Source organism: Pseudomonas sp. B19125 (assembly GCF_044218855.1).
Classification (GTDB): Bacteria; Pseudomonadota; Gammaproteobacteria; order Pseudomonadales; family Pseudomonadaceae; genus Aquipseudomonas; species Aquipseudomonas edaphica.
Map to the genome: position 1 here is coordinate 896,760 of NZ_CP162589.1, position 21,916 is coordinate 918,675.

Sequence of the window (21,916 nt, forward strand, 5' to 3'; positions counted from 1 at the left end):
CAAAGTCGCTGCGCGGTTTTCCATTCATGAAAGAAGGATCTTTATGCGGACTTTCCCTTTTTTGCGGGGGCGCAGTTGGTGCACGCTGGTATTGGCGGTGGGCGTTTTCGGCGTGGCACAGGCCAAGGATGATGCTGCGGATCGCTCCGTGACCATCGAAAAGCAAACTCAGCGCTACGTGATCAATGCCGACGGCAGCTATGTGGTGGATGCCGATAAGGTCGTGCTGATCAACGAAGAGCGGGCCATCAGGTCCAGTGCCCAGCAAGCGGTCAGTTATAACCGCTCATTGGATAGCCTGGAGATTATCGAGGCGTTCACGCTCAAGCCCGATGGGCGCAGGGTAATGGTCACCGCGCCGCAGATCAGGGAGCAACAGGAGCAGGCCTCGGCCAATGCTCCGATGTTTCAGGATTCGCGGGTCAAGGTGGTGATTTTTCCTGAGGTGGCAGTGGGGGATCGTCTGAGCTTGCGTTACAAGCGAATACGCCACACGGCGCTGTTTCCTGGCGAGTTTACCGACTTCTCCACGGCGAGCTTGAGCCCCACGCTGGATTACTCCCTGATCTACGACTTGCCGGCCGACAAGCCTTTGTACGCCGAGGCCCGGGGTTTCAACGCCTCCACTTCGGCCGCAGCGGTTGGGCGTAAGGTGTACCGATGGGACTACGTGCCGGCCGACAAAACCCGGCCCGAACAAGGCGCGGTGGCCTACACCGACTATGGCCAACTCCTCGCTGTTTCGACCTTTGCAACCTACAAAGACCTGGCCAGGGCTTACGAGGCACGTGCCAAGGTTGAGGTCACACCGCAAATCACCGAATTGGCGCACAGGCTCACCGCCGACCAGCCAACGCCTCGGGCCAAGGCCCTGGTGCTCAGCGATTGGGTGCGCAAGAACATCCGTTATGTGGCGGTGTACATCGACGCCGGCGGCGTGGTGCCGCACCCGGCGCAATCGGTGCTGGACAACCGTTACGGCGACTGCAAGGACCATGTGGCCCTGCTGGAAGCCATGCTCAAGGCCGTTGGCATCGACAGCTCACCGGTGTTGATCAACGCCGGCAATGCCTATGTCTTGCCCAAGGTGGCGGCGTTACGCGTGCTCAACCATGCGATCACCTATGTGCCAATCCTGGACCTGTATCTGGACTCCACCGCCAGTTTCATCGCTGCCGGTTACTTGCCACTGCAGGACTTGGACAAGCCGGTGTTGTTGACGCGTACTGGCGAGTTGGCACGTACCCCGGCCACTCAACCGAGCAAGCTATCGAGTGAATTGGTGTTCAAGGTCGATGACAAGGGCGCGGCAGACTTTACGCAAACGTCCCTCGCCGAGGGGTGGCGTACCGAAGCGACGCGTTTTTGGATCAGGTCTCAGCAGCCGGCGGAGCGTGATCAGATGATCCAGAAAATGCTGCGCAGCTCAGGCCAGGCGGGCAACGGCACCCTGCAAACAGATGCGCTGGACGGTGATGCGTCCGGCTTCAACACCACGTTGGCCGGGCGCACGGAAAACTTCGTCAACGTGCCTGGGCCGATCGGTGTACCGGCACTCAGTCGCCTGGGAAGCTATATCGCCCAGGATGTGCAGGCCCTGTCGGTAGAAAAGAAGCGGGTGCAGAACTTCACCTGCTTTGCCGGCGAGAGCGTTGAAAAGGCCCGCTTCGAGTTCCCCGCGTCGTTGACTATTCTGGCGCTGCCCAAGACCGTTTCGCTCAAGGGCGCGGATGTAACCTACGACGCCAGTTATGAGCGCAGCGGCAATACCGTGCTGGTTTCCCGCACGCTTGCCTTTAACCACCCCGAAGCGGTGTGCAGCCCTGAGTGGTTCAAGAGTATGCAGCCGATGATCGAGGCGATGTTCAATGACCTCAAGAGCCAGATCATCGTGCAGGCCCATTGATCGCAGGCGCCGGCGGCGAAATGAATCCGCCGCCGGCCTCAATCAGTGAGCCTCGGTTGGCGGTGCAGGCTCATCTTTGGTCACATGCTTGACCAGCTTGCCGATGCTCAAACCCTGCAACAGGATCGACGACAGCACCACGATGTAGGTGATGCTCAGCAGCAAGTCGCGTTCCGGGCCAAGCGGCAGGGCCAGCGCCAGTGCTACCGAGACGCCACCGCGCAAACCACCCCAGGTGAGAATGCGGATAGTGCCGCGTGGCACCGTGCGCCAGCGGCGCAGCAACAGGATCGCCGGGGCCACGGTCAGCAGGCGTGAGGCCAGGATCGCCACGGCCAGCAAGCTGGCGGCCAGTACGTGCAGCCAGTTGAACGGCAACAGCAGCAGCTCCATGCCGATCAGTGCAAACAGCAGGGCGTTGAGCATGTCATCGAGCAATTCCCAGAAGCCGTCGAGGTAGCGGCGGGTCATGTCGTTCATGGCCAGCTTGCGCCCCAGGTTGCCGATGATCAGCCCGGCCACCACCATGGCAATCGGCGCCGAAACGTGCAGTTCGGTCGCCATTGCCGAACCGCCGATCACCAGCGCGAGAGTCAGCATCACTTCGATCTGATGCTGCTCGATGCTCTTGATCATCAGGTACACCAGGTAGCCGATCAGCCCGCCGAACACCACGCCGCCAATCGCTTCATGGGCGAACAGCATGGCCGTGGCGCCGACGGTCGGTGTTTCGCCCAGCTGTGCGATGCCCAGCAGTACGGTAAACACCACCACTGCGGTGCCGTCGTTGAACAGCGATTCGCCGACGATGGTGGTTTTCAGTGGTTTGGAGGCGTTGGCGGTTCGCAGCACGCCCAACACCGCAATCGGGTCGGTGGGCGAAATCAGTGCACCGAAAAGCAGGCAGTAGAGGAAGCTGACGTGCCAGCCGAACAGGGCAAAGATGTAGTACGCCAGGCTGCCGATGACCACGGTGGCGATCAATACGCCGAAGGTCGCCAGCAGGCCGATGGGCCAGCGATAGCTGCGCAGGTCGTTGAGGTTGACGTGCAAGGCGCCGGCGAACAGCAGGAACGACAGCATCCAGTTCATCAGCAAGTCGCCGAAGTCGATCTGGCCGATTAACTGCTGGATACGTTCTTCGAGGCCTGGGTAGCCGATAAGGCTCAGGCCTTGCAAAATCAGGGAGAACACCAGGGCCGTGACCATCACACCGATAGTGGGCGGCAGCCCGATAAATCGGTAGTTCACATAGGTGAGCAGGGTGGTAAGGCAAATAAAGGCGGCGACAAGTTCAAGCATCCGAGGTCCTTGGAAGTGAGGGAAGGTCGTTATTGCTGGGATGGACCGCACCAGCTGCGGGATGTTTCAAGGCACCGGCTAAAAGCCTGATAGAACCTTTCGGCGCGCCTCGGTTCATAGCCGGTGAGTGCGATATTGCAGTTATAGTGCTAAAACTCTAATTTCTATTTAAAACAAAAAAAGGAATCCATCATGACGGCCGCTTTCTGGTGTGTGTTGATCGCAATATTCCTGCCTTACCTGTGCACGGGGGTGGCCAAGTTCAGCGGTGGCAAGTTCGGCCCGCGGCAGAACCACGACCCGCGTGCCTTCCTGGATACCGTCGAAGGCGTCGCCAAGCGCGCCCACAATGCCCAGCTCAACAGCTTTGAAGTGACGCCTGCGTTTGCAGCGGCGGTAATCATCGCGCACCTGGCCGGTACGGCGTCGCTGGTGACCATCAATGTACTGGCGGTGCTGTTTATCACCAGTCGGCTGCTGTACATCATTTGCTACCTGGCCGACTGGGCGATGCTGCGTTCGCTGGTGTGGGCGGTGGGGATGGCGTTGATTGCGAGTTTCTTTTTTGTGTCGATCTAGAGGTTTGACGTAATCCCCTGTGGGAGCGGGCTTGTGTGGGAGCTGGCTTGCCTGCGATTCGGGCACCTCGGTATGTCAGTTACACCGCGGTGATGCTATCGCAGGCAAGCCAGCTCCCACACAGGCCCGCACACATGGGTTCTTCAGCGTTATTCAGGTGCCGGCAGGCGCATCCGGCACGTGGGGCAACGCCGCGCCCTTGGGCCACAGCATCCAGATCTGCCCCTGCTGCTTCATATTCCCCGCCAGCTCACCCGCCGCGTCACCGGTGCCCCAGAACAAGTCTGCGCGCACTTCGCCGGTGATCGCGCCGCCGGTGTCCTGCGCGGCGACGGGCCGTGCGATGGGCGAGCCATCGGGTTTGGTGGTCGACAGCCACAACAGGCTGCCCAGCGGAATCACCTTGCGGTCCACCGCCACGCTGTAACCCGCCGTCAGCGGCACATTCAGTGAGCCGCGCGGGCCTTCGTTGCTGTCCGGGCGGGCGCTGAAAAACACGTAGCTGGGGTTGCTCGCCAACAATTGCGGAATGCGCTGCGGGTTGGCCTTGGCCCAGGCGCTGATGGCGCCCATGGTCACGTCTTCTTTTTTCAGTTCGCCTTGCTCCACCAGCCAGCGGCCGATCGGGCGGTACGGGTAACCATTCTGGTCGCCATAGCCCACGCGCAATTGGCGCCCACCGGCCAGTTGAATACGCCCCGAGCCTTGAATCTGCAGGAATTGCAGGTCCATCGGGTTGGTCAGCCAGGCAATCGGCTTGGCAGTGGAGCCTTGGCCGTTGATGGTGCTGGCGTCGTCATACGGCTTGAGTACACGGCCCTCGAGGCGGCCGCGCAGGCGCTTGCCCTTGAGTTCCGGGTAGATGCTTTCCAGGTTGACGATGATCAGGTCGTCCGGCACGCCGTACACCGGCACATGGGCGGTGGCGGTTTCGGTCAGGCTGCCGGGGTAGACCGGCTCGTAGTAGCCGGTGATCAGGCCATTGGGTGTGTTGTCGGCCGAGCGCAGGCCGAACACATCCAGGCGCTCCTTGAGAAAACCGCGCACGGCTACGGCATCGCCCGGTACGGTGGCGGCGGCGGCACAGGTTGCGCCCCACACCGGATCAGCCTTGAGGCGCTGGCAGGCACTGCGCCAGGATTCAAACCCGGCCAGCAGGTCGCTGTCGGAAACCGCCGGCAGCGCTTCCCACGGTGCACTGACATAGGTGGCGACGGCATGGGGCTTGGCCGCTTCATCTTTTTTGCCGGTGTCTTTGCCGCCATCGCAACCGGCCAGCAGCGCAACCATCGGCAGAGCCCACACCATTCGGCGGCTCCAGCGTTTCAAGGTGACATTCATACACGTAATTCCTGAAGCGGTTGCCTGCGCCGCAGCGCATTCAGGCAACCCTTATTATTAATAGGGCTATTGGTCTTTGCGGGCGGGGCGAGGATACTGGCCGCCGTTTCCCGTGACCCTGAAGCCATCATGACTTTTAAAAAACTGACCGTGGTATTGCTGGCCTGCCTGACCTTGTCCGCCTGCGGCGGTGTCGATCCTAATTCGCCGCTGGGCCAACGCAAGGCCATCTTCAAGCAGATGCTCAAGACCGGCGAAGACCTGGGCGGCATGCTGCGTGGGCGTATCCCGTTCGACGGCGCGAAGTTCGCCGAAGGCGCGGTCAAGCTCGATGCGTTGTCCCACGAACCGTGGAAGCATTTCCCGAGTGTGCGTGAGGAAGATCACACCAGCGCCAAGGATACTGTGTGGCAACAGCAGGCACGCTTCCAGGAGCTGGCCCGAAACCTTGAAACGGCTACCGGTGAATTGGTAATCGCAAGCCAGGTGCAGCCCTACAAGGCCAGCAACCTGGGGCCTGCGGTGCAGAAAGTCGAAGATGCCTGCACGGCCTGCCATAAACAGTTTCGCGACCACTGACCGGTTTTATTTGTCGAGTTCGTCGACAGCCTCCTGCAGTTCTTTGCGCGACTGAGCCAGCTTGTCTTTGCGTTTGTTGATCTTGTCGGCATCGCCTTTTTTCATCGCCTTGTCGAGGTCGGCCTGACGGCGGGTGACTTCGTGCTTGGCGTCGAGCACTTTGTTCTCGCGTTCTTTGCGCAAGGACGCATCGGTGCAGTGGGCGGTGACTTCGCTCAGGGCTTTTTCCAGGCCGGCTTGTTGTTCGCTGTTGCCATGGGTCTTGGCTTGTTCGATTTGTGCGCTGATGGCCTGGCGCTTGGCGGCGCAGCCGGTGAGTTCTGGCACTTCTTCGGCGGCCAGCAGCGGCATGCTCGCCAGGCTTACGGTGGCCAACAAGGCAAGTGGGGCTAGAAATTTCATGTGAGGCTCCAAGGTCGCAATCGGATGGCAGGGTGAATTCTGCCGGGAGTAAAAGTGGCCGGGTTGGGCTTAAAACCCGTCAATTCCAGCCACGCGTAATGTTTCAGCTAACGCTTGTACTTGCGGGTCGCGAAAAAAAGCGCTCAATTGCGCCGCGCGGCCCGGGCCAATGCCGTCGGTGGCCAGCCAGGCTTGCGTGTCTTTGGCGGCCAGGGCCTGCCAGCCACCCTCCAGATCGTTGCGCGCCGAAGGCGGTACGCCCAGGGCTTTTAGCCATTGTGCAAAGGGCCGTTGCCGCGCGCTTTGCAGGCTGTCGAGCACCCGGGCACGGCGGCGATCACCGAAGCCGTCAATGTTAGCAAGCTCTGCCGCATCCAGGGTTAACCAATCGAGAATGCCTGCGATTAGACCGGCCTGGATCAATGCGTTCCAGGTCTCGCGGCCCATATAAGGCAGGGCCAGTCCCTGGTTGCTGCTCAGCCAGGTCAGGCGCGCGAGCAATTGCTCTTCGCAGCCAGGGTCCAGTTGCCAACAACTCAAGGCGTGGAAGTTGCGCGCATCCGGTACTTGCACCGCCACCCTGGTCTCGTTGCGCAGGATCACTTGCTCCAACCGAGGAATCACTTGGCCGGCAAGGCTGATGGAGACCTGATCGCCGGGGCGGATATCCAGTGCATGCCAGTGTTTCAAGGAGCCGACGCTGACGCGGCGGATTTGCCGGTCGTCCAGTCGCACCGACTCCAGTTCCAGAATGGGCGTGATACGCCCCGTGCGGCCGATCTTGAACTGCACCTTGCGTACCAGCGCCAAAGCCCTGGTTATCGGGTATTTCCAGGCGACCGCCCAATACGGCGCGCTGACCTGCCAGCGCTTGGCAGGTGCGTGCCGGGCCTGGTGCAGCACCACGCCATCGCTGGCAAAGGGCAGCGGATGGTTGTACCAGTACCTGCGCCAATGCGCGGCTTCAGTGAGGTTTTGCACGGGATGGCTGTAGCGGCGGCTATCGGTGAACCCCCAGCGCGCCAGGGTGGCCAGGCGCGTGCTGAAGTCTGTCGGGCCGTCGGGCCAGGCCCAGACGAATAGCCCGATCCTGGAGGTCTCGGCATCGCTTAACTGTCGGCGATTCATCAGCCCCGCCACTTTGCTGCGGGCACTGAGCCCGCCGTGTTCGGACTGCACATGATCGTCAAGACGCCAATAGAGTTCGCCTTGCAGCACCAGGTCGATGGGCTCTGGCAGTTGCTGGACAATGCCCTGGATCTTGCGCGCGGCGGCTGTCCAGTCCTGACCGAGCAGGCCGTCGCCACGGCTGATGAGCTGGCTCAGGCGGCCTTTGCGATACACCAGCGTCACCGCAACGCCGTCGACCTTGGGCTGGATCCAGACGTCCTGGCGTGTCTTGAGCCACTCACCCACGGCCCCTTCATCCACCAGCTTTTCCAGGCCGGTATGAGCGACTGGATGAGGCTGCGTACCGCGTGCACCTGCCAGCGGGTTATCAGCCGTCGACTGCGTTTGCGCAAAACAGGCCTGCCACCGCGCCAGGCGCTGTCGGGCCTGGTCGTACAGCTCGTCGCTGACCGGGGACTGACCGAGCCGGTGGTAACTGTCATCCCAGAGCTTGAGCTGTTCAGCCAGGGTGCCGACCTGTGAGCGTGCCTCTTCGGGGCAGTCTTCGGCCCAGGCTGGAAACGCCAGGGCGCTGAGTAGAAGGGCAATCAGTAAATGCATCATGAGCATCCTTGCTCGGAAGGGACGCTCAGCCTAAGTGATCCAGGCAGCCACAAAAAAGCCCCGGCAGTGCGGGGCTTTTTACCGGGTGTTACCAGTTACTTGAACAGGCCGCCCAACGCCTTCACGGCATCGTTCTTTTCCATCTTGGCTTCCTGTGTTTGTTGCTTGGCATCGACCTTGGCCTGGGATTCTGCCAGTTTGTTACAACCTTTGTTGAGCTGCTCCTGAGCCGCTTTAAACGCCTGGACGCTCAGCAGGTCGTTCTTGGCTTGCGCCGCATCGATCTTGGCTTGCAGGTCTTTGGCTTGCTGCTGACAGTCGCCGGTTTTGCCGCCTAGCTGAGTGCTCAAGGCGCCACCCAATGCACTCAGGTCGGCGGCATGGGCCGGCAGGGCGAACAGGCAGAACAGCAGGGCGGCAGGAGCGAGCGTGGAAATGCGCATGAAAAACCTCAATGTTCGATTGCTTGCGCGCTGGTCTATCCCGGGCTGGCGCAAGGCAATATCCAAATAAGGTGAGAGGCCCGAGAGGGCGCGGATTCTAGAGGGCCATTATTTGGCCTGCAAGCATTGGATCCAAAAAATACGAAAGTCATCGCGCAGACAATAAAAAGCCCCGCCGGGCGAACCCGGCGGGGCTTTTGGTGCAACGCGTGCTTACAGGCCGGCGGCAGTGCGCAGGTCGTTGGCGCGGTCGGTTTTTTCCCAGGTGAAGGTGGTGAAGGTGTCGTCGCCGACAGTCTTCTGCGCAGGGGTACGGCCGAAGTGGCCATAGGCTGCAGTGTCCTGGTACATCGGGTGCAGCAGGTCGAGCATGGTGGTGATTGCGTAAGGGCGCAGGTCGAAGATCTCACGCACCAGCTTGACGATCTTGTCATCGCTGATCTTGCCGGTGCCGAAGGTGTTCAGCGAGATCGACGTAGGCTGGGCCACACCGATCGCGTAGGAAACCTGGATTTCGCAACGCTCGGCCAGGCCGGCCGCGACGATGTTCTTGGCCACGTAACGACCGGCGTAGGCCGCCGAGCGGTCAACCTTGGAGGGGTCTTTACCCGAGAACGCACCACCGCCATGACGGGCCATGCCGCCGTAGCTGTCGACGATGATCTTGCGACCGGTCAGGCCGCAGTCACCCACTGGGCCGCCGATGATGAACTGGCCGGTCGGGTTGATGTGGAACTGGGTGTCTTTGGTCAGCAGTTCGGCAGGCAGCACGTGCTTGACGATCAGCTCCATCACGCCTTCACGCAGGTCGGCGTAGGACACGTCCGGGTTGTGTTGGGTCGACAGTACAACGGCGTCGATGCCCACCACTTTGCCGCCTTCGTAACGGCAGGTGACCTGGGACTTGGCGTCTGGACGCAGCCATGGCAGCACACCGGATTTACGTGCTTGCGCCTGGCGCTGTACCAGCTGGTGCGAGAAGGTGATTGGTGCCGGCATCAGCACGTCGGTTTCGTTGCTGGCGTAGCCGAACATCAGGCCCTGGTCGCCGGCGCCCTGATCTTCAGGCTTGGCGCGGTCCACACCCTGGTTGATGTCGGGGGACTGCTTGCCGATGATGTTCATCACGCCGCAGGTCGCGCCGTCGAAGCCGACGTCGGAGCTGTTGTAGCCAATGTCGGTGATCACGTCACGAACGATCTGCTCCAGGTCGACCCAGGCCGTGGTGGTGACTTCACCGGCGATGATCGCCACGCCCGTTTTCACCAGAGTCTCGCACGCCACACGGGCGAACTTGTCTTCAGCAATGATGGCGTCCAGCACCGCGTCAGAAATCTGGTCGGCGATTTTGTCCGGATGCCCTTCAGACACGGACTCGGAGGTGAAAAGGGAGTATTCGCTCATCTCGATGTTTTCCTGATATTTACCGATGGTGAGTGTCGCCAGTCGGTCGCTGAAAGTGGCGGACCTGGATCTGGAAACCATTACGTAAACCTACATAGAGGCTTTCCCCGGGAACGAGTCCCGCAGCGGTGGCCCAACGGGCCAGATCGTCCTGTTCAAAACCCAACCAGAGATCACCGCAGGCCTCCTTGGCCCAATTCTGGTTGTGGCTGCATAAATCTGTGACCAGCAGGCTGCCGCCCGGTTGCAGCAAATTCGCCATCTGCTTGAGGGCTTCGGCGGGGGCCGCAAAATGGTGCAAGACCATGTTCAGCACCACGCAATCGGCCAGCAGGCTGGTGTCATTCAACGCGTCGGCCAACTGCAGGCTGACGTTGCCCAGCGCTTCGCGCTCGCACAGCTGGCGCGCCAGTTCAAGCATCGCCGGGCTGTTGTCGAGCGCGGTCACCTGCTTGAAGCGACGTGCCAGTTCCGGCAGGAAGCCACCGTCGCCGGGGCCAACTTCCAACGCCGTCGCCTCATCACTGAAGCTCAGCTTGTCCAACAGCGCCAGTACGCTTTCGCGGTATTGGGGCAAACCGGCGATCAAGTCCTGTTGGGCGCGAAACTTCTCGGCTACCCGTGAGAAAAAGTCCTGGCTGGCGGCGGCGCGTTGCCCGTGGACCTGGCTGATGCGCGACTGCACGTCGCTGGGCAGGCCCAAACTGTCTACCTCTTCGAGCAGGGCAGCGTGCAGCTTGCCGCCGAGCAGCTCGGTGTGGGGCAGGGCGCGGCGATAGAAAATCGCATTGCCTTCGCGGCGCGTAGCCACCAGCTCGGCCTGGGCCAGCACCTTGAGGTGGTGGCTCATGCCGGATTGGCCGATGGCGAAGATCTGCGCCAGCTCCAGCACCCCAAAAGAGTCGTTGGCCAGTGCGCGCAACACGTTCAGGCGCAACGGATCACCAGCGGCCTTGCATAAGGCAGCCAGCTCATCGCCGTCGTCGGGACGCAGGGAGGGCACGGGTAGGTTCATAAGGCCAGCAGTCTAGTGACGGGTGGAAATCCCCGCAAGGCCAATATCAAAAAGTTTTGATATTGGTCGATAATCGGTAGTTATAAGCAGCCGCTATAACCTTTAGACGAACCGGTGGGCTGTTTCTGCAAGCCAATGCCGGGTAAACCGCAGGAAAAACACCTACAAGTGACTATCTGTCATTGCCCGCAGGCGGTGGCTGAGGGAAAATGCCGGTCCTTTTTTCCGTTTCTTCTACTCAAACTCCAGGAGATCAGCGATGCCCAGCCGTCGTGAGCGTGCCAACGCCATTCGTGCCCTCAGCATGGATGCCGTGCAAAAAGCCAACAGCGGCCATCCCGGTGCCCCGATGGGCATGGCGGATATCGCCGAGGTACTTTGGCGTGACTACCTGAAGCACAACCCGAGCAACCCGTCGTTCGCTGACCGTGACCGGTTCGTGCTGTCCAACGGCCACGGCTCGATGCTGATCTACTCGCTGCTGCACCTGACCGGCTACGACGTCACCATCGATGACCTCAAGAGCTTCCGCCAGCTGCACAGCCGCACCCCGGGCCACCCGGAATTCGGCTACACCCCAGGCGTCGAGACCACCACTGGCCCGCTGGGCCAGGGCCTGGCCAACGCCGTGGGTTTTGCGCTGGCGGAAAAAGTATTGGGCGCGCAGTTCAACCGCCCTGGCCACAACATTGTCGACCACCACACCTACGTGTTCCTGGGTGATGGCTGCATGATGGAAGGTATTTCCCACGAAGTCGCTTCCCTGGCCGGCACCCTGGGCCTGGGCAAGCTGATTGCCTTCTACGATGACAACGGCATCTCCATCGACGGCGAAGTCGAAGGCTGGTTCACCGACGACACGCCAAAGCGTTTCGAAGCCTACAACTGGCAGGTGATCCGCAACGTTGACGGTCACGATCCGGAAGAGATCAAGACCGCCATCGACACCGCGCGCAAGAGCGAGCAGCCGACCCTGATCTGCTGCAAGACCATCATCGGTTTCGGCTCGCCGAACAAGCAAGGTAAAGAAGACTGCCACGGCGCCCCACTGGGTGACGCGGAAATCGCCTTGGCTCGTGAAGCGCTGAAGTGGAACCATGGCCCGTTCGAAATCCCGGCTGACATCTACGCCGAGTGGAGCGCCAAGGAAAAAGGCCTGGCCGCCGAAGCCGAGTGGGACCAGCGTTTTGCTGCCTACTCCGCCGAATTCCCGGAATTGGCCAACGAGCTGGTGCGCCGCCTGGCCGGTGACCTGCCTGCCGACTTCTCGGAAAAAGCCTCGGCCTACATCGCCGAAGTCGCGGCCAAGGGCGAGACCATCGCCAGCCGTAAAGCCAGCCAGAACACCCTGAACGCCTTTGGCCCATTGCTGCCTGAGATCCTCGGCGGTTCGGCTGACCTGGCCGGTTCCAACCTGACCCTGTGGAAAGGTTGCAAAGGTGTCTCGGCCGAAGACGCCAGCGGCAACTACATGTACTACGGCGTGCGCGAGTTCGGCATGAGCGCCATCATGAACGGCGTGTCCCTGCACGGCGGCCTGGTGCCTTACGGCGCGACCTTCCTGATGTTCATGGAATACGCGCGTAATGCGGTACGTATGGCCGCGCTGATGAAGAAGCGGGTGATCCATGTGTACACCCACGACTCCATCGGCCTGGGCGAAGACGGCCCGACGCACCAGCCGGTCGAGCAACTGACCAGCCTGCGTACCACGCCGAACCTGGATTGCTGGCGCCCAGCCGACGCCGTGGAATCGGCCGTGGCCTGGAAGCACGCGATCGAGCGTAAGGACGGCCCTTCGGCGCTGATCTTCTCGCGTCAGAACCTGCAACACCAAGTGCGTACCGACGCGCAGATCGCCAACATTAGCCGTGGCGGTTATGTGCTCAAAGACTGCATCGGCGAGCCGGAGTTGATCCTGATCTCCACCGGTTCCGAAGTCGGCCTGACTGTTCAAGCCTACGACAAGCTGACCGCCCAGGGCCGCAATGTTCGCGTTGTGTCCATGCCGTGCACCAGCCTGTTCGAAGCCCAGGATGCCGACTACAAGCAATCGGTATTGCCGTTGCAGGTCAGCGCACGTATCGCCATCGAAGCGGCTCACGCCGACTACTGGTACAAGTACGTGGGCCTGGAAGGCCGCGTGATCGGCATGACCACCTACGGTGAGTCGGCGCCGGCGCCAGCGTTGTTCGAAGAATTCGGTTTCACCCTGGAAAACATCCTGGGTCAGGCTGAAGAGCTGCTGGAAGACTAAGTCAGTCTGCGTTGTCTGTACTGGCGCCATCGCGGGCAAGCCCGCTCCCACATTTGGATCACGGTCTAATGTGGGAGCGGGCTTGCCCGCGATGGCGTCAGAACATTCAGCACCGAACTCACCTTGATCGAGAACCCCATGCCTCAACCGCGTCCCTACAAAGTTGCACTCAACGGCTACGGCCGCATTGGTCGTTGCGTCTTGCGTGCTCTGTTCGAGCGAGGGGCGGCGGCCGGGTTTGAAATTGTGGCGATCAACGATTTGGCTGACATGGCCAGCATCGAATACCTGACACGCTTTGACTCCACCCACGGCCGCTTCCCCGGCGAAGTGCGGGTCGAGGGCGATTGTCTGCATATTAATGGCACCTGCGTGAAGGTCTTGCGCAGTGCCACCCCCGAAGGCATCGACTGGAAAGCACTGGGCGTTGACCTGGTGCTGGAATGTTCCGGTGTCTACCACACCCGTGCCGACGGTCAGCGTTTTCTCGACGCCGGCGCACCGCGTGTGCTGTTTTCCCAGCCGATGGCCAGCGAGGCGGATGTGGACGCCACCATCGTCTACGGTATCAACCAGGATTGCCTGACCGGCGATGAACTGCTGGTGTCCAACGCCTCCTGCACCACCAACTGCAGCGTGCCGCTGTTGCGCCTGCTGGATCAGGCGATCGGCATCGATTATGTGTCGATCACCACGATTCACTCGGCGATGAACGACCAGCCGGTGATCGACGCCTATCATCATGAAGACCTGCGCCGCACGCGCTCGGCGTTCCAGTCGGTGATTCCGGTGTCTACCGGCCTGGCCCGTGGCATCGAGCGACTGTTGCCGGAACTTGCCGGGCGAATCCAGGCCAAAGCCGTACGGGTGCCGACGGTGAATGTGTCCTGTCTGGACATCACCATGCAAACCGTCAGCGACACTGACGCGACGGAGGTCAACCGGATCTTGCGCGACGCCGCCACCAGCGGCCCGCTCAAAGGCCTGCTGGCCTACACCGAGTTGCCGCACGCCAGTTGTGATTTCAACCATGACCCGCATTCGGCGATTGTCGATGCCAGCCAGACCCGTGTTTCCGGCCCCAGGCTGGTGAACATCCTGGCGTGGTTCGACAACGAATGGGGTTTTGCCAACCGCATGTTGGATGTTGCAGGGCACTATCTGCACATCGCCACTAAACAACCTCAACAGTAATTCAGGAACTGCGACCCATGACCGTGTTGAAGATGACCGACCTCGATCTGCAAGGTAAGCGCGTACTGATTCGCGAAGACCTCAACGTCCCAGTCAAGGACGGTGTTGTCACCAGCGATGCGCGAATCCTGGCCTCGCTGCCGACCATCAAGCTGGCCCTGGAAAAAGGTGCGGCCGTGATGGTCTGCTCCCACCTGGGTCGCCCGACCGAAGGTGAGTTCAGCGCCGAAAACAGCCTCAAGCCTGTAGCCGACTACCTGAGCAAGGCCCTGGGCCGCGACGTGCCGCTGGTAGCCGACTACCTGGGCGGCGTTTCTGTTGCGCCTGGCGATATCGTGCTGTTCGAAAACGTGCGCTTTAACAAAGGCGAGAAAAAGAACAGCGACGAACTGGCCCAGCAATACGCGGCCCTGTGCGACGTGTTTGTGATGGACGCTTTCGGCACCGCGCACCGCGCCGAAGGCTCGACCCACGGCGTGGCCAAGTTCGCTAAAGTTGCCGCGGCTGGCCCATTGCTGGCTGCTGAGCTGGATGCATTGGGCAAGGCGCTGGGTGCTCCGGCACAACCGATGGCTGCCATCGTGGCCGGCTCCAAAGTGTCGACCAAGCTGGACGTGCTCAACAGCCTCAGCCAGATCTGCAACCAGCTGATCGTCGGCGGCGGCATCGCCAACACCTTCCTGGCCGCAGCCGGGCATCCGGTGGGCAAGTCGCTGTACGAGCCAGACCTGCTCGACACTGCCCGCGCCATCGCCGCCAAAGTCAGCGTGCCGCTGCCGGTGGACGTGGTGGTTGCCAAGGAATTCGCTGAAAGCGCCGAAGCCACCGTCAAGCTGATTGCTGACGTGGCGGCTGACGACATGATCCTGGATATCGGCCCACAAACGGCGGCTAACTTTGCGCAACTGCTGAAAGCCTCCCAGACCATTCTGTGGAACGGCCCGGTCGGTGTGTTTGAGTTCGACCAGTTCGGCAACGGCACCAAAGTGCTGGCCAAGGCGATTGCCGAAAGCTCGGCATTCTCCATCGCCGGTGGTGGTGACACCCTGGCAGCCATCGATAAATATGGCGTTGCTGACCAGATCTCCTACATTTCTACCGGTGGCGGCGCATTCCTCGAGTTCGTCGAAGGCAAAGTGTTGCCGGCCGTTGAAGTGCTGGAAACCCGAGCCAAAGGTTAAGGCTCGTGATCCGGAAAAGGAGCATTCCCATGATCAAGTCGTTGGCACTGGTGATCGCAGCGGGCCTGTTGGCCGGCTGCGGCAGCACGCCAAGCGCTGCGCCCGAGGCGCAAGCGCCTGGGGCTGCGCCGAAAAAAAGCTGCTACCAGGCCGACTGGCAGGCCGAAACCATGCCGGTGATCAACAAACGCATCGGCAATGAACGGCTGGAACAATACGACGCCGCGCCCAACGGTCAGGAACAGGGTTGCCCATGACGGGTCTGATCAACTAACCGACAGCAGTGGCGGCCCTTGGGGTCGTCGTTCGAGGAGTGGCAATGAAAGGCGTTTTCGCCCTCGCAGCCCTGGCCTTGTTGGCCGGTTGCAGCAGCATGAACATGTTCAACAAGGCGCCAGAGCTGGCAGACAAATGGACCACCTGGACCTGCGACAGCAAGGCCGAGGTCAACTGGCACTTTACCAATGCGGCACGTTCCGAAGTGGATGTACGCCTCGGTGGTTCGGACCAGGTTTATCGCCTTAAACAAGAGGTTGCCGCCTCGGGCGTGCTGTACAGCGACGGCCAGCTGGCGTTTCACACAAAAGGTGAGGAAGGCCTGGTTTACTGGGTCGCCACCGATGATTTGATTGGGCGCGGCTGTAAGGCCCAGTAAGAAGATCGAATGGGAGAGCAGATTGTGTGGCGAGGGAGCTTGCTCCCGCTGGAGTGCGAAGCGCTCCTGAAAACTTGGGGCCGCTGCGCAGCCCAGCGGGAGCAAGCTCCCTCGCCACATCAAGCCAGCTCCCACATTGATCCGGTTCCAAAGTCACTTATGTGTAAACCGGACACTGCAATAACGATTCAGCAGCTCAAGCTTAACCCCTTGATCTGCAATAACTTGAATAGCAGCCGCCGCTACGGCAGGCTTGCACGATTAACGACCCTCGACCGGGAGAGACAACACAATGGCACTTATCAGCATGCGTCAAATGCTGGACCACGCAGCCGAGTTCGGCTACGGCGTCCCAGCCTTTAACGTCAACAACCTTGAGCAGATGCGCGCCATCATGGAAGCCGCTGACAAGACCGACTCCCCCGTGATCGTCCAGGCTTCGGCCGGTGCGCGCAAATACGCCGGCGCCCCGTTCCTGCGTCACCTGATCCTCGCCGCTATCGAAGAATTCCCGCACATCCCGGTGTGCATGCACCAGGACCACGGCACCAGCCCTGACGTGTGCCAGCGCTCAATCCAACTGGGTTTCAGCTCGGTAATGATGGACGGCTCCCTGGGCGAAGACGGCAAGACCCCAACCGACTACGAGTACAACGTGCGCGTAACCCAGCAAACCGTGGCCATGGCTCACGCCTGTGGGGTGTCGGTTGAGGGCGAGCTGGGCTGCCTGGGTTCCCTGGAAACCGGTATGGCCGGCGAAGAAGACGGCATCGGCGCCGAAGGCGTGCTGGATCACAGCCAGATGCTGACCGACCCGGAAGAAGCCGCTGACTTCGTGAAGAAAACCCAAGTTGATGCCCTGGCCATCGCCATCGGCACCAGCCACGGCGCCTACAAGTTCACCAAGCCACCTACTGGTGACGTGCTGGCTATCGACCGCATCAAGGAAATCCACAAACGCATCCCTAACACCCACCTGGTGATGCACGGCTCTTCCTCGGTCCCGCAAGAATGGTTGGCGATCATCAACCAGTACGGCGGCGACATCAAAGAAACCTACGGCGTGCCGGTTGAAGAAATCGTCGAAGGCATCAAGTACGGCGTGCGCAAGGTCAACATCGACACCGACCTGCGCCTGGCGTCCACCGGCGCAATGCGTCGCCTGATGGCTACCAACCCGAGCGAATTTGACCCACGTAAATTCTTCGGCGCTACCGTAACGGCCATGCGTGATGTATGTATCGCTCGCTACGAAGCGTTTGGTACTGCCGGTAATGCTTCGAAGATCAAGCCGATCTCGTTGGAAGCGATGTACCAGCGTTACCTGAAAGGTGAGTTGAACGCCAAGGTGAACTGAGCCTTAAGCGTTTAAAAAGAAGCCCGCAGCGATGCGGGCTTTTTTGTGGCCGGGATTTGATCAGGCAGCGGTATCGAAACCTCGGTGCTCAATGACGCGGAACACGTCGCTCACGTCCTGCACCAGAATACGTGCGGTATTGGCCACGTTATTCAGGTCGCGCTCGGCGAAGTCCGGGAGGCTGGAGCAGGCCATCAGGTTGAGGTGTTCGAGGGCGGCGTTGAGGCGTTCGCGCAGGCAGGCGTGGAGGTCGGGCAGTGGGGCGGCGCTGTCGATCAAGAGCACCGGTGAATCGGTGGCGGATTCGGTGCAGGGGTAGAAGCGGCGGGGCGGTAATGGGTCGGTCATGGTGAATCCTTAACTCAAAAGAAGAATGACCACCGTTTGCTGCGAAACAAATTAGGTGGCAGCTGTACGCGGGTTCGCAGACCGAGGAGTTAAGACCCGGCAGACCCGAAGGTCTCCCACGCACAGCCGCCATAACAAGGACGGCCGTCGGCGGAGCGCCGGGGCCGTTTGTGACGGGTGCAGTATTAACTCGGTAGGGCTGCGAAACCCTATCGCTGTTCTCAGCGACGGGGCGAACTATAAGCGGCGATCTGTCCGCCCGCAACGGTCGTGTAGGACCAACCTCGATCCCCGAACCGATGGAGATCCAATGTGGGAGCCGGGCTTGCCCGCGATGGCGGTGTGTCAGGCACTGCTGATGGTGGCTGATACACCGCCATCGCGGGCAAGCCCGGCTCCCACAGGGTTCGGTGGTGTGTTTAAGAGGTCGGAGTAATCAGGGAATAGTCTTGGTGATTGTCGGAGTTTGCCTACGAATAGTGGCGACTCAACAGTTGTTTACGATCGGAAGCATCCTAAAGCCGGTCAGTAGAACGCACAGTGTCTTGATGGTTTTTCTGTTTTATTTGTACACCATTGAAAGTGCGCTTTTATCGCCTTCGAATCATTTAAGGTTGGGCTTTGAAATGTATTCGATGAGAGAGAAGTGATAATGAACTTTATTAAAGTTGCTGGCATTTTCATAGCGTTGATGGCAGTGGGCTCTGCTGCGTCGGTCTATGGGAAAGGCAGTGTATATACAGCGTCTGTTGACGATAAGGGAACGGTCTATGCGCAATCGCCCACGTGGATTAAAGAAGTAAAATTGACTGCGCAACCTGACTACTTTTCAGAGTATAAAGTTAGATTCGTGCCCGGTGTTTTTAAAGAGGTGCCGAGCTTCTGTACGGTGTCGGTGACGGATGTGTACTCTAATGAACGTATCTTCTATGGTCACGCCAAGTTGGGTGGGCTGCCGGCGATCAATTACATTAATGTATTGACACTCATGGTGGGCGATAACAAACCCGCCGGCGATTCTTCAATGGGCTTTATGCTGATGTGCGTTGATTAAACCCACTAAGAGGCCCCGTTACTAACGGGGCTTCTTCCACGCTCTACTCGTGATCAATATCCAACTTGGCAAACGTCACCCGTGCGCCTTCCTTGCTGTCGCCGCTGTTGTCCTGCACATACACCCCTGCCTTGAAGTACAGCGGTTTCGCACCCCACGCGGCGCCTATGCGCTCGTTCCATTCGCCATCTGCGGCATACACATTGAGCAGCCCGGCTTTATTGAGGTTGATCACGTAGGTAAAGCTCTTGTTGAGTGGCACATTGGAGGCGACGGTGACCACGCGCCCCTCACCATCATCCGGGCGCATGCGCACCTTGGCGACGATGTTGCCGGTCTGGGTTTTTTCCTTGAATTGATACTCCAGTTTGATCAGCGGTTTCTGGCTGTCATACGCGTGGATCTGGCCGATGACCACTTTGCCGCTGGAGGGCACCTGGTTGACGGCCACGGTGGCGCGCAGGAAGTTGTTGGCTTCGTTGTAAGTCCAGTTGCGCAGGCGCCCATCGGCGTAGGTTTCGCGTAACTCGCTGCGTGGGTAGATGGCGTTTTCGGTGCGGGTGCCGGTCACGGGTGTCCAGAATTGCACGTTGCTGCCTTCGGCCTGGAAGTACTGGTCCTTGAAGCCGCTCAGCAGCTTGGGGGTGTCGATGGTCGTGGGCGGGGAGCCGACCGGGATGCTGAGGTTCCAGGTGGAAAGGTCGATCATGGTGTTGGCCTTTTACAGAGGGTGAAGGCTTTAGCCCGAGGGCTGTACAGGTTCTTTATAGGCGGTGGTTGTCCGGTTGTTAAACAGTTTGTGGCAAATTATTGGCGTCAGCTAAATGCCAAAAAGCCATGTTTCCCACAGGCCGTGGGCTGTAGGGCTTGACCGTTAGTCGGCTTCCTGAGCTTTGGCGCAATGATGGCATCCACGTCACTTCTGCTTTTTTTAAAGCGGGGCTAGAGTGAGCCCTCAGTGTTTGTCCGGTTTTTGTAGCAGAAGTGACCGGTGCAGCCCCTCAAGGAAGAGACGTAGCATGGATTGCGCTCCACACCCCGGCGATGGCAGTTCGGTTCTTTTGGTCGTCGATGACTACCCGGAAAACCTCATCAGCATGCGTGCGCTTTTGCAGCGTGAAGACTGGCACGTGATCACGGCCGCTTCCGGGCTGGAAGCCTTGGAGTTGCTGCTTGCCCACGAGGTCGACCTGGTCTTGCTGGATGTACGCATGCCCGGCATGGATGGCTTTGAAGTCGCACGCCTGATGCGTGGCAGCCAGCGCACACGCATGACGCCGATTATCTTTCTCACGGCCCACGCCCAATCGTCCGCCGCTGTGCAGGAAGGCTATGCCAGCGGCGCGATCGACTATCTGTTCAAACCCTTTGACCCGCAGGTGCTCAAGCCCAAGGTCCAGGCCCTGCTGGAGCAGCAGCGCAACCGCCGCGCCTTGCAGCGCCTGAGCCACGACCTGGAGTTGGCGCGTGCCTTCAACGCCTCGGTGCTCGACAACGCCGCCGAAGGCCTGTTGGTGGTGGGCGAGGGCAGTGTGATCGAGTACGCCAACCCGGCTATTTCACGCTTGCTGAACGCCACCATGGCCGAGTTGCAGGGCGAGAGCTTCTTGAGTTTCCTGCAAAAGCCCCATGTGCCCGCGTGGTTGAGTTTCCCGATGTACGAGGCATACCGCCGGGGTGAAACGTGGCGTCAGCACGACGCGATTTTGCGCACCGGCCGTGGTCAGCAGGTGCCCGTGGCGTTGTCCTGTGCACCGCTGCCCGCCGAGCAGAAGGCCATGGTGGTGACCGTGCTGGACATGTCCGAGGTACGCCATCTGCACCAGCAGTTGGAGTTCCAGGCCGTGACCGATCCGTTGACGGGGCTGTTGAACCGGCGCGGCTTTCACCAGGCGGTGGAGAACATCTTGCTGCGCAGTGAGCGTAACGAGCAGTCGCTGGTGTTGCTGTATCTGGACCTGGACGGTTTCAAACGGGTCAATGACTCGTTGGGCCACGACGCGGGTGACCGCGTGCTGCGCTGGGTCTCGGAGCAGATGCAGGCCTGCTTGCGCTCCTGCGACATTCTCGGGCGTATGGGCGGGGATGAGTTCACCGCATTGCTGGAGTTGGAGTGCCCGGAGCAGGCCGCCAAGATTTCGGAAAAACTGATCGAAAGAGTGTCTGTGTGCCAGCAAGTGGACGGTTTGGAGGTGATGCTCGGCGTCAGCATCGGCATCGCGACGTTCCCGGACTGCGGCTCCGACCTGAGCGGCCTGTTGCGTGCGGCGGATATCGCCATGTACGAAGCCAAGCGCGCGGGCCGTCAGCAATATCGCTATTACGATCAGGAAATGAACGGCCGCGCCCGTTCGCGGTTGATGCTGGAAGACAGCGTGCGCACCGCGATTCACAACAAGGACTTCACCCTGGTCTACCAGCCCCAGGTCTCGTTGGAAGACGGGCGCTTGCGCGGTGTCGAGGCGCTGCTGCGCTGGCAGCACCCCAGCGTCGGCGATGTGCCGCCGGGCTTATTCTTGCCGCTGCTTGAAGAGGCGCGGCTGATCAGCCAGTTGAGCGCCTGGATCTACCAGCAAGTCGCTGCCCAGCGCCAAGCCTGGCAAGCCACCTTCGATCAAGAGTTGGTGCTGAGCGTGAGCTTGAGTGCCAGCCAGTTCAATATGCCCAACCTCGCCAGCCAACTGCAGCAGGTACTCGAGCGGCATGGCTTACAGGGTCGCCAGCTGGAGGTGGAAATCAGCGAAGACAGCCTGATGAGTAACCTGGAAGAGACCCACAAGCAGCTCAAGTTATTGCGCCAGATCGATGTGCGCATTGCCTTGGATGACTTCGGCCTGGGCCAATGCTCCCTGGCCCACCTTCGGGACCTGGAGTTCGATACGCTCAAGCTCGACCCGCAACTGGTGGCGCGCCTGCCAGGCTCGGTAAGGGACGCGGCAATGGCGCGCAGTATCATCCAGTTATGCGCACATTTTGAGGTGTTGGTGATCGCCGAGGGTGTGGAAACCCTCGAGCAGTCAACGTGGCTCAAGGCCAATGGCTGCGCATTTATTCAGGGGCCGTTGGCTGCCCAACCGTTGGTGGCGGAGGAAGTGGCTGCCTGGTCCCACCCTCGTCTGCTGTGAATTCGCTACACTGGCGGCCTTCAAACCCTGTTGCAGAACC

The 21,916-nt window shown here is 60.4% G+C and carries 20 protein-coding genes; 11 read left to right on the forward strand and 9 right to left on the reverse strand.

The genetic code is table 11. The features are described 5' to 3' along the window. Positions 1-43: 43 nt before the first annotated feature. On the forward strand, positions 44-1,906 hold the full coding sequence (locus AB4P96_RS04020) for a DUF3857 domain-containing transglutaminase family protein (RefSeq protein WP_395600525.1): 1,863 nt from the start codon (positions 44-46) through the stop codon (positions 1,904-1,906). Between the two features lie 42 nt (positions 1,907-1,948). On the opposite strand, the gene AB4P96_RS04025 is transcribed toward AB4P96_RS04020, so the two are convergent. Further along, a complete protein-coding gene (locus tag AB4P96_RS04025) occupies positions 1,949-3,208 on the reverse strand; it encodes a sodium:proton antiporter (RefSeq protein WP_017139407.1) in 1,260 nt (419 codons plus the stop codon). A 192-nt stretch (positions 3,209-3,400) separates the two neighbouring features. Here AB4P96_RS04025 and AB4P96_RS04030 point away from each other — a divergent pair, with 192 nt between their 5' ends. After that, on the forward strand, positions 3,401-3,787 hold the full coding sequence (locus tag AB4P96_RS04030; RefSeq protein WP_017139406.1) for an MAPEG family protein: 387 nt from the start codon (positions 3,401-3,403) through the stop codon (positions 3,785-3,787). A 153-nt stretch (positions 3,788-3,940) separates the two neighbouring features. Here the strand turns inward: AB4P96_RS04030 and AB4P96_RS04035 are convergent, their stop codons facing one another. Further along, positions 3,941-5,128 (reverse strand): murein transglycosylase A, encoded by a 1,188-nt coding sequence (locus tag AB4P96_RS04035; RefSeq protein ID WP_017139405.1) that lies wholly within the window; start codon positions 5,126-5,128, stop codon positions 3,941-3,943. Positions 5,129-5,257: 129 nt separating this feature from the next. Between AB4P96_RS04035 and AB4P96_RS04040 the strand changes: the two genes are divergently transcribed. Further along, complete coding sequence (locus AB4P96_RS04040) at positions 5,258-5,707, forward strand: cytochrome c (RefSeq protein ID WP_017139404.1); 450 nt, start codon at positions 5,258-5,260, stop codon at positions 5,705-5,707. Positions 5,708-5,713: 6 nt separating this feature from the next. Here the strand turns inward: AB4P96_RS04040 and AB4P96_RS04045 are convergent, their stop codons facing one another. From AB4P96_RS04045 to AB4P96_RS04065, 5 genes are all read right to left on the reverse strand, one after another. After that, a complete protein-coding gene (locus tag AB4P96_RS04045; RefSeq protein WP_017139403.1) occupies positions 5,714-6,109 on the reverse strand; it encodes a DUF1090 domain-containing protein in 396 nt (131 codons plus the stop codon). A gap of 69 nt (positions 6,110-6,178) precedes the next feature. Continuing rightward, complete coding sequence (gene ligB, locus AB4P96_RS04050; protein WP_170036843.1) at positions 6,179-7,843, reverse strand: NAD-dependent DNA ligase LigB; 1,665 nt, start codon at positions 7,841-7,843, stop codon at positions 6,179-6,181. Between the two features lie 95 nt (positions 7,844-7,938). Further along, a complete protein-coding gene (locus AB4P96_RS04055) occupies positions 7,939-8,286 on the reverse strand; it encodes a hypothetical protein (protein ID WP_017139401.1) in 348 nt (115 codons plus the stop codon). Between the two features lie 213 nt (positions 8,287-8,499). Then, the gene (gene metK / locus AB4P96_RS04060) at positions 8,500-9,690 is read right to left on the reverse strand and encodes a methionine adenosyltransferase (RefSeq protein ID WP_099550362.1); all 1,191 of its coding nucleotides are present in this window, start codon (positions 9,688-9,690) and stop codon (positions 8,500-8,502) included. 19 nt (positions 9,691-9,709) lie between these two features. Beyond that, positions 9,710-10,705 carry a metalloregulator ArsR/SmtB family transcription factor gene (locus AB4P96_RS04065; protein WP_017139399.1) on the reverse strand — a complete coding sequence of 332 codons (996 nt, stop codon included), beginning with the start codon at positions 10,703-10,705 and terminating at the stop codon, positions 9,710-9,712. Between the two features lie 259 nt (positions 10,706-10,964). Here AB4P96_RS04065 and tkt point away from each other — a divergent pair, with 259 nt between their 5' ends. The 6 genes from tkt to fba all read left to right on the forward strand — a co-directional run bounded on the left by tkt (position 10,965) and on the right by fba (position 17,349). Next, positions 10,965-12,962, forward strand: a complete 1,998-nt coding sequence (gene tkt, locus AB4P96_RS04070; RefSeq protein WP_138453924.1) for a transketolase — start codon at positions 10,965-10,967, stop codon at positions 12,960-12,962. A 138-nt stretch (positions 12,963-13,100) separates the two neighbouring features. Beyond that, complete coding sequence (gene epd, locus AB4P96_RS04075) at positions 13,101-14,156, forward strand: erythrose-4-phosphate dehydrogenase (protein ID WP_395600526.1); 1,056 nt, start codon at positions 13,101-13,103, stop codon at positions 14,154-14,156. A 17-nt stretch (positions 14,157-14,173) separates the two neighbouring features. Further along, a complete protein-coding gene (locus tag AB4P96_RS04080) occupies positions 14,174-15,337 on the forward strand; it encodes a phosphoglycerate kinase (RefSeq protein WP_099550363.1) in 1,164 nt (387 codons plus the stop codon). Positions 15,338-15,366: 29 nt separating this feature from the next. Next, positions 15,367-15,594 (forward strand): hypothetical protein, encoded by a 228-nt coding sequence (locus AB4P96_RS04085; protein ID WP_056857743.1) that lies wholly within the window; start codon positions 15,367-15,369, stop codon positions 15,592-15,594. 62 nt (positions 15,595-15,656) lie between these two features. Beyond that, on the forward strand, positions 15,657-15,992 hold the full coding sequence (locus AB4P96_RS04090) for an MliC family protein (protein WP_395600527.1): 336 nt from the start codon (positions 15,657-15,659) through the stop codon (positions 15,990-15,992). 292 nt (positions 15,993-16,284) lie between these two features. Continuing rightward, entirely contained in the window at positions 16,285-17,349 is a 1,065-nt protein-coding gene (gene fba, locus AB4P96_RS04095; RefSeq protein WP_003177554.1) for a class II fructose-bisphosphate aldolase, read from the forward strand. 60 nt (positions 17,350-17,409) lie between these two features. On the opposite strand, the gene AB4P96_RS04100 is transcribed toward fba, so the two are convergent. Then, a complete protein-coding gene (locus tag AB4P96_RS04100) occupies positions 17,410-17,697 on the reverse strand; it encodes a hypothetical protein (protein WP_017139393.1) in 288 nt (95 codons plus the stop codon). Between the two features lie 652 nt (positions 17,698-18,349). On the opposite strand from AB4P96_RS04100, the gene AB4P96_RS04105 reads away from it, so the two are divergent. Continuing rightward, the gene (locus tag AB4P96_RS04105) at positions 18,350-18,751 is read left to right on the forward strand and encodes a hypothetical protein (RefSeq protein ID WP_177033860.1); all 402 of its coding nucleotides are present in this window, start codon (positions 18,350-18,352) and stop codon (positions 18,749-18,751) included. 43 nt (positions 18,752-18,794) lie between these two features. Here the strand turns inward: AB4P96_RS04105 and AB4P96_RS04110 are convergent, their stop codons facing one another. After that, entirely contained in the window at positions 18,795-19,460 is a 666-nt protein-coding gene (locus tag AB4P96_RS04110; protein WP_017139391.1) for a polysaccharide lyase family 7 protein, read from the reverse strand. 310 nt (positions 19,461-19,770) lie between these two features. Here AB4P96_RS04110 and AB4P96_RS04115 point away from each other — a divergent pair, with 310 nt between their 5' ends. After that, complete coding sequence (locus tag AB4P96_RS04115) at positions 19,771-21,876, forward strand: putative bifunctional diguanylate cyclase/phosphodiesterase (protein WP_395600528.1); 2,106 nt, start codon at positions 19,771-19,773, stop codon at positions 21,874-21,876. The last annotated feature ends 40 nt before the right edge of the window (positions 21,877-21,916 follow it).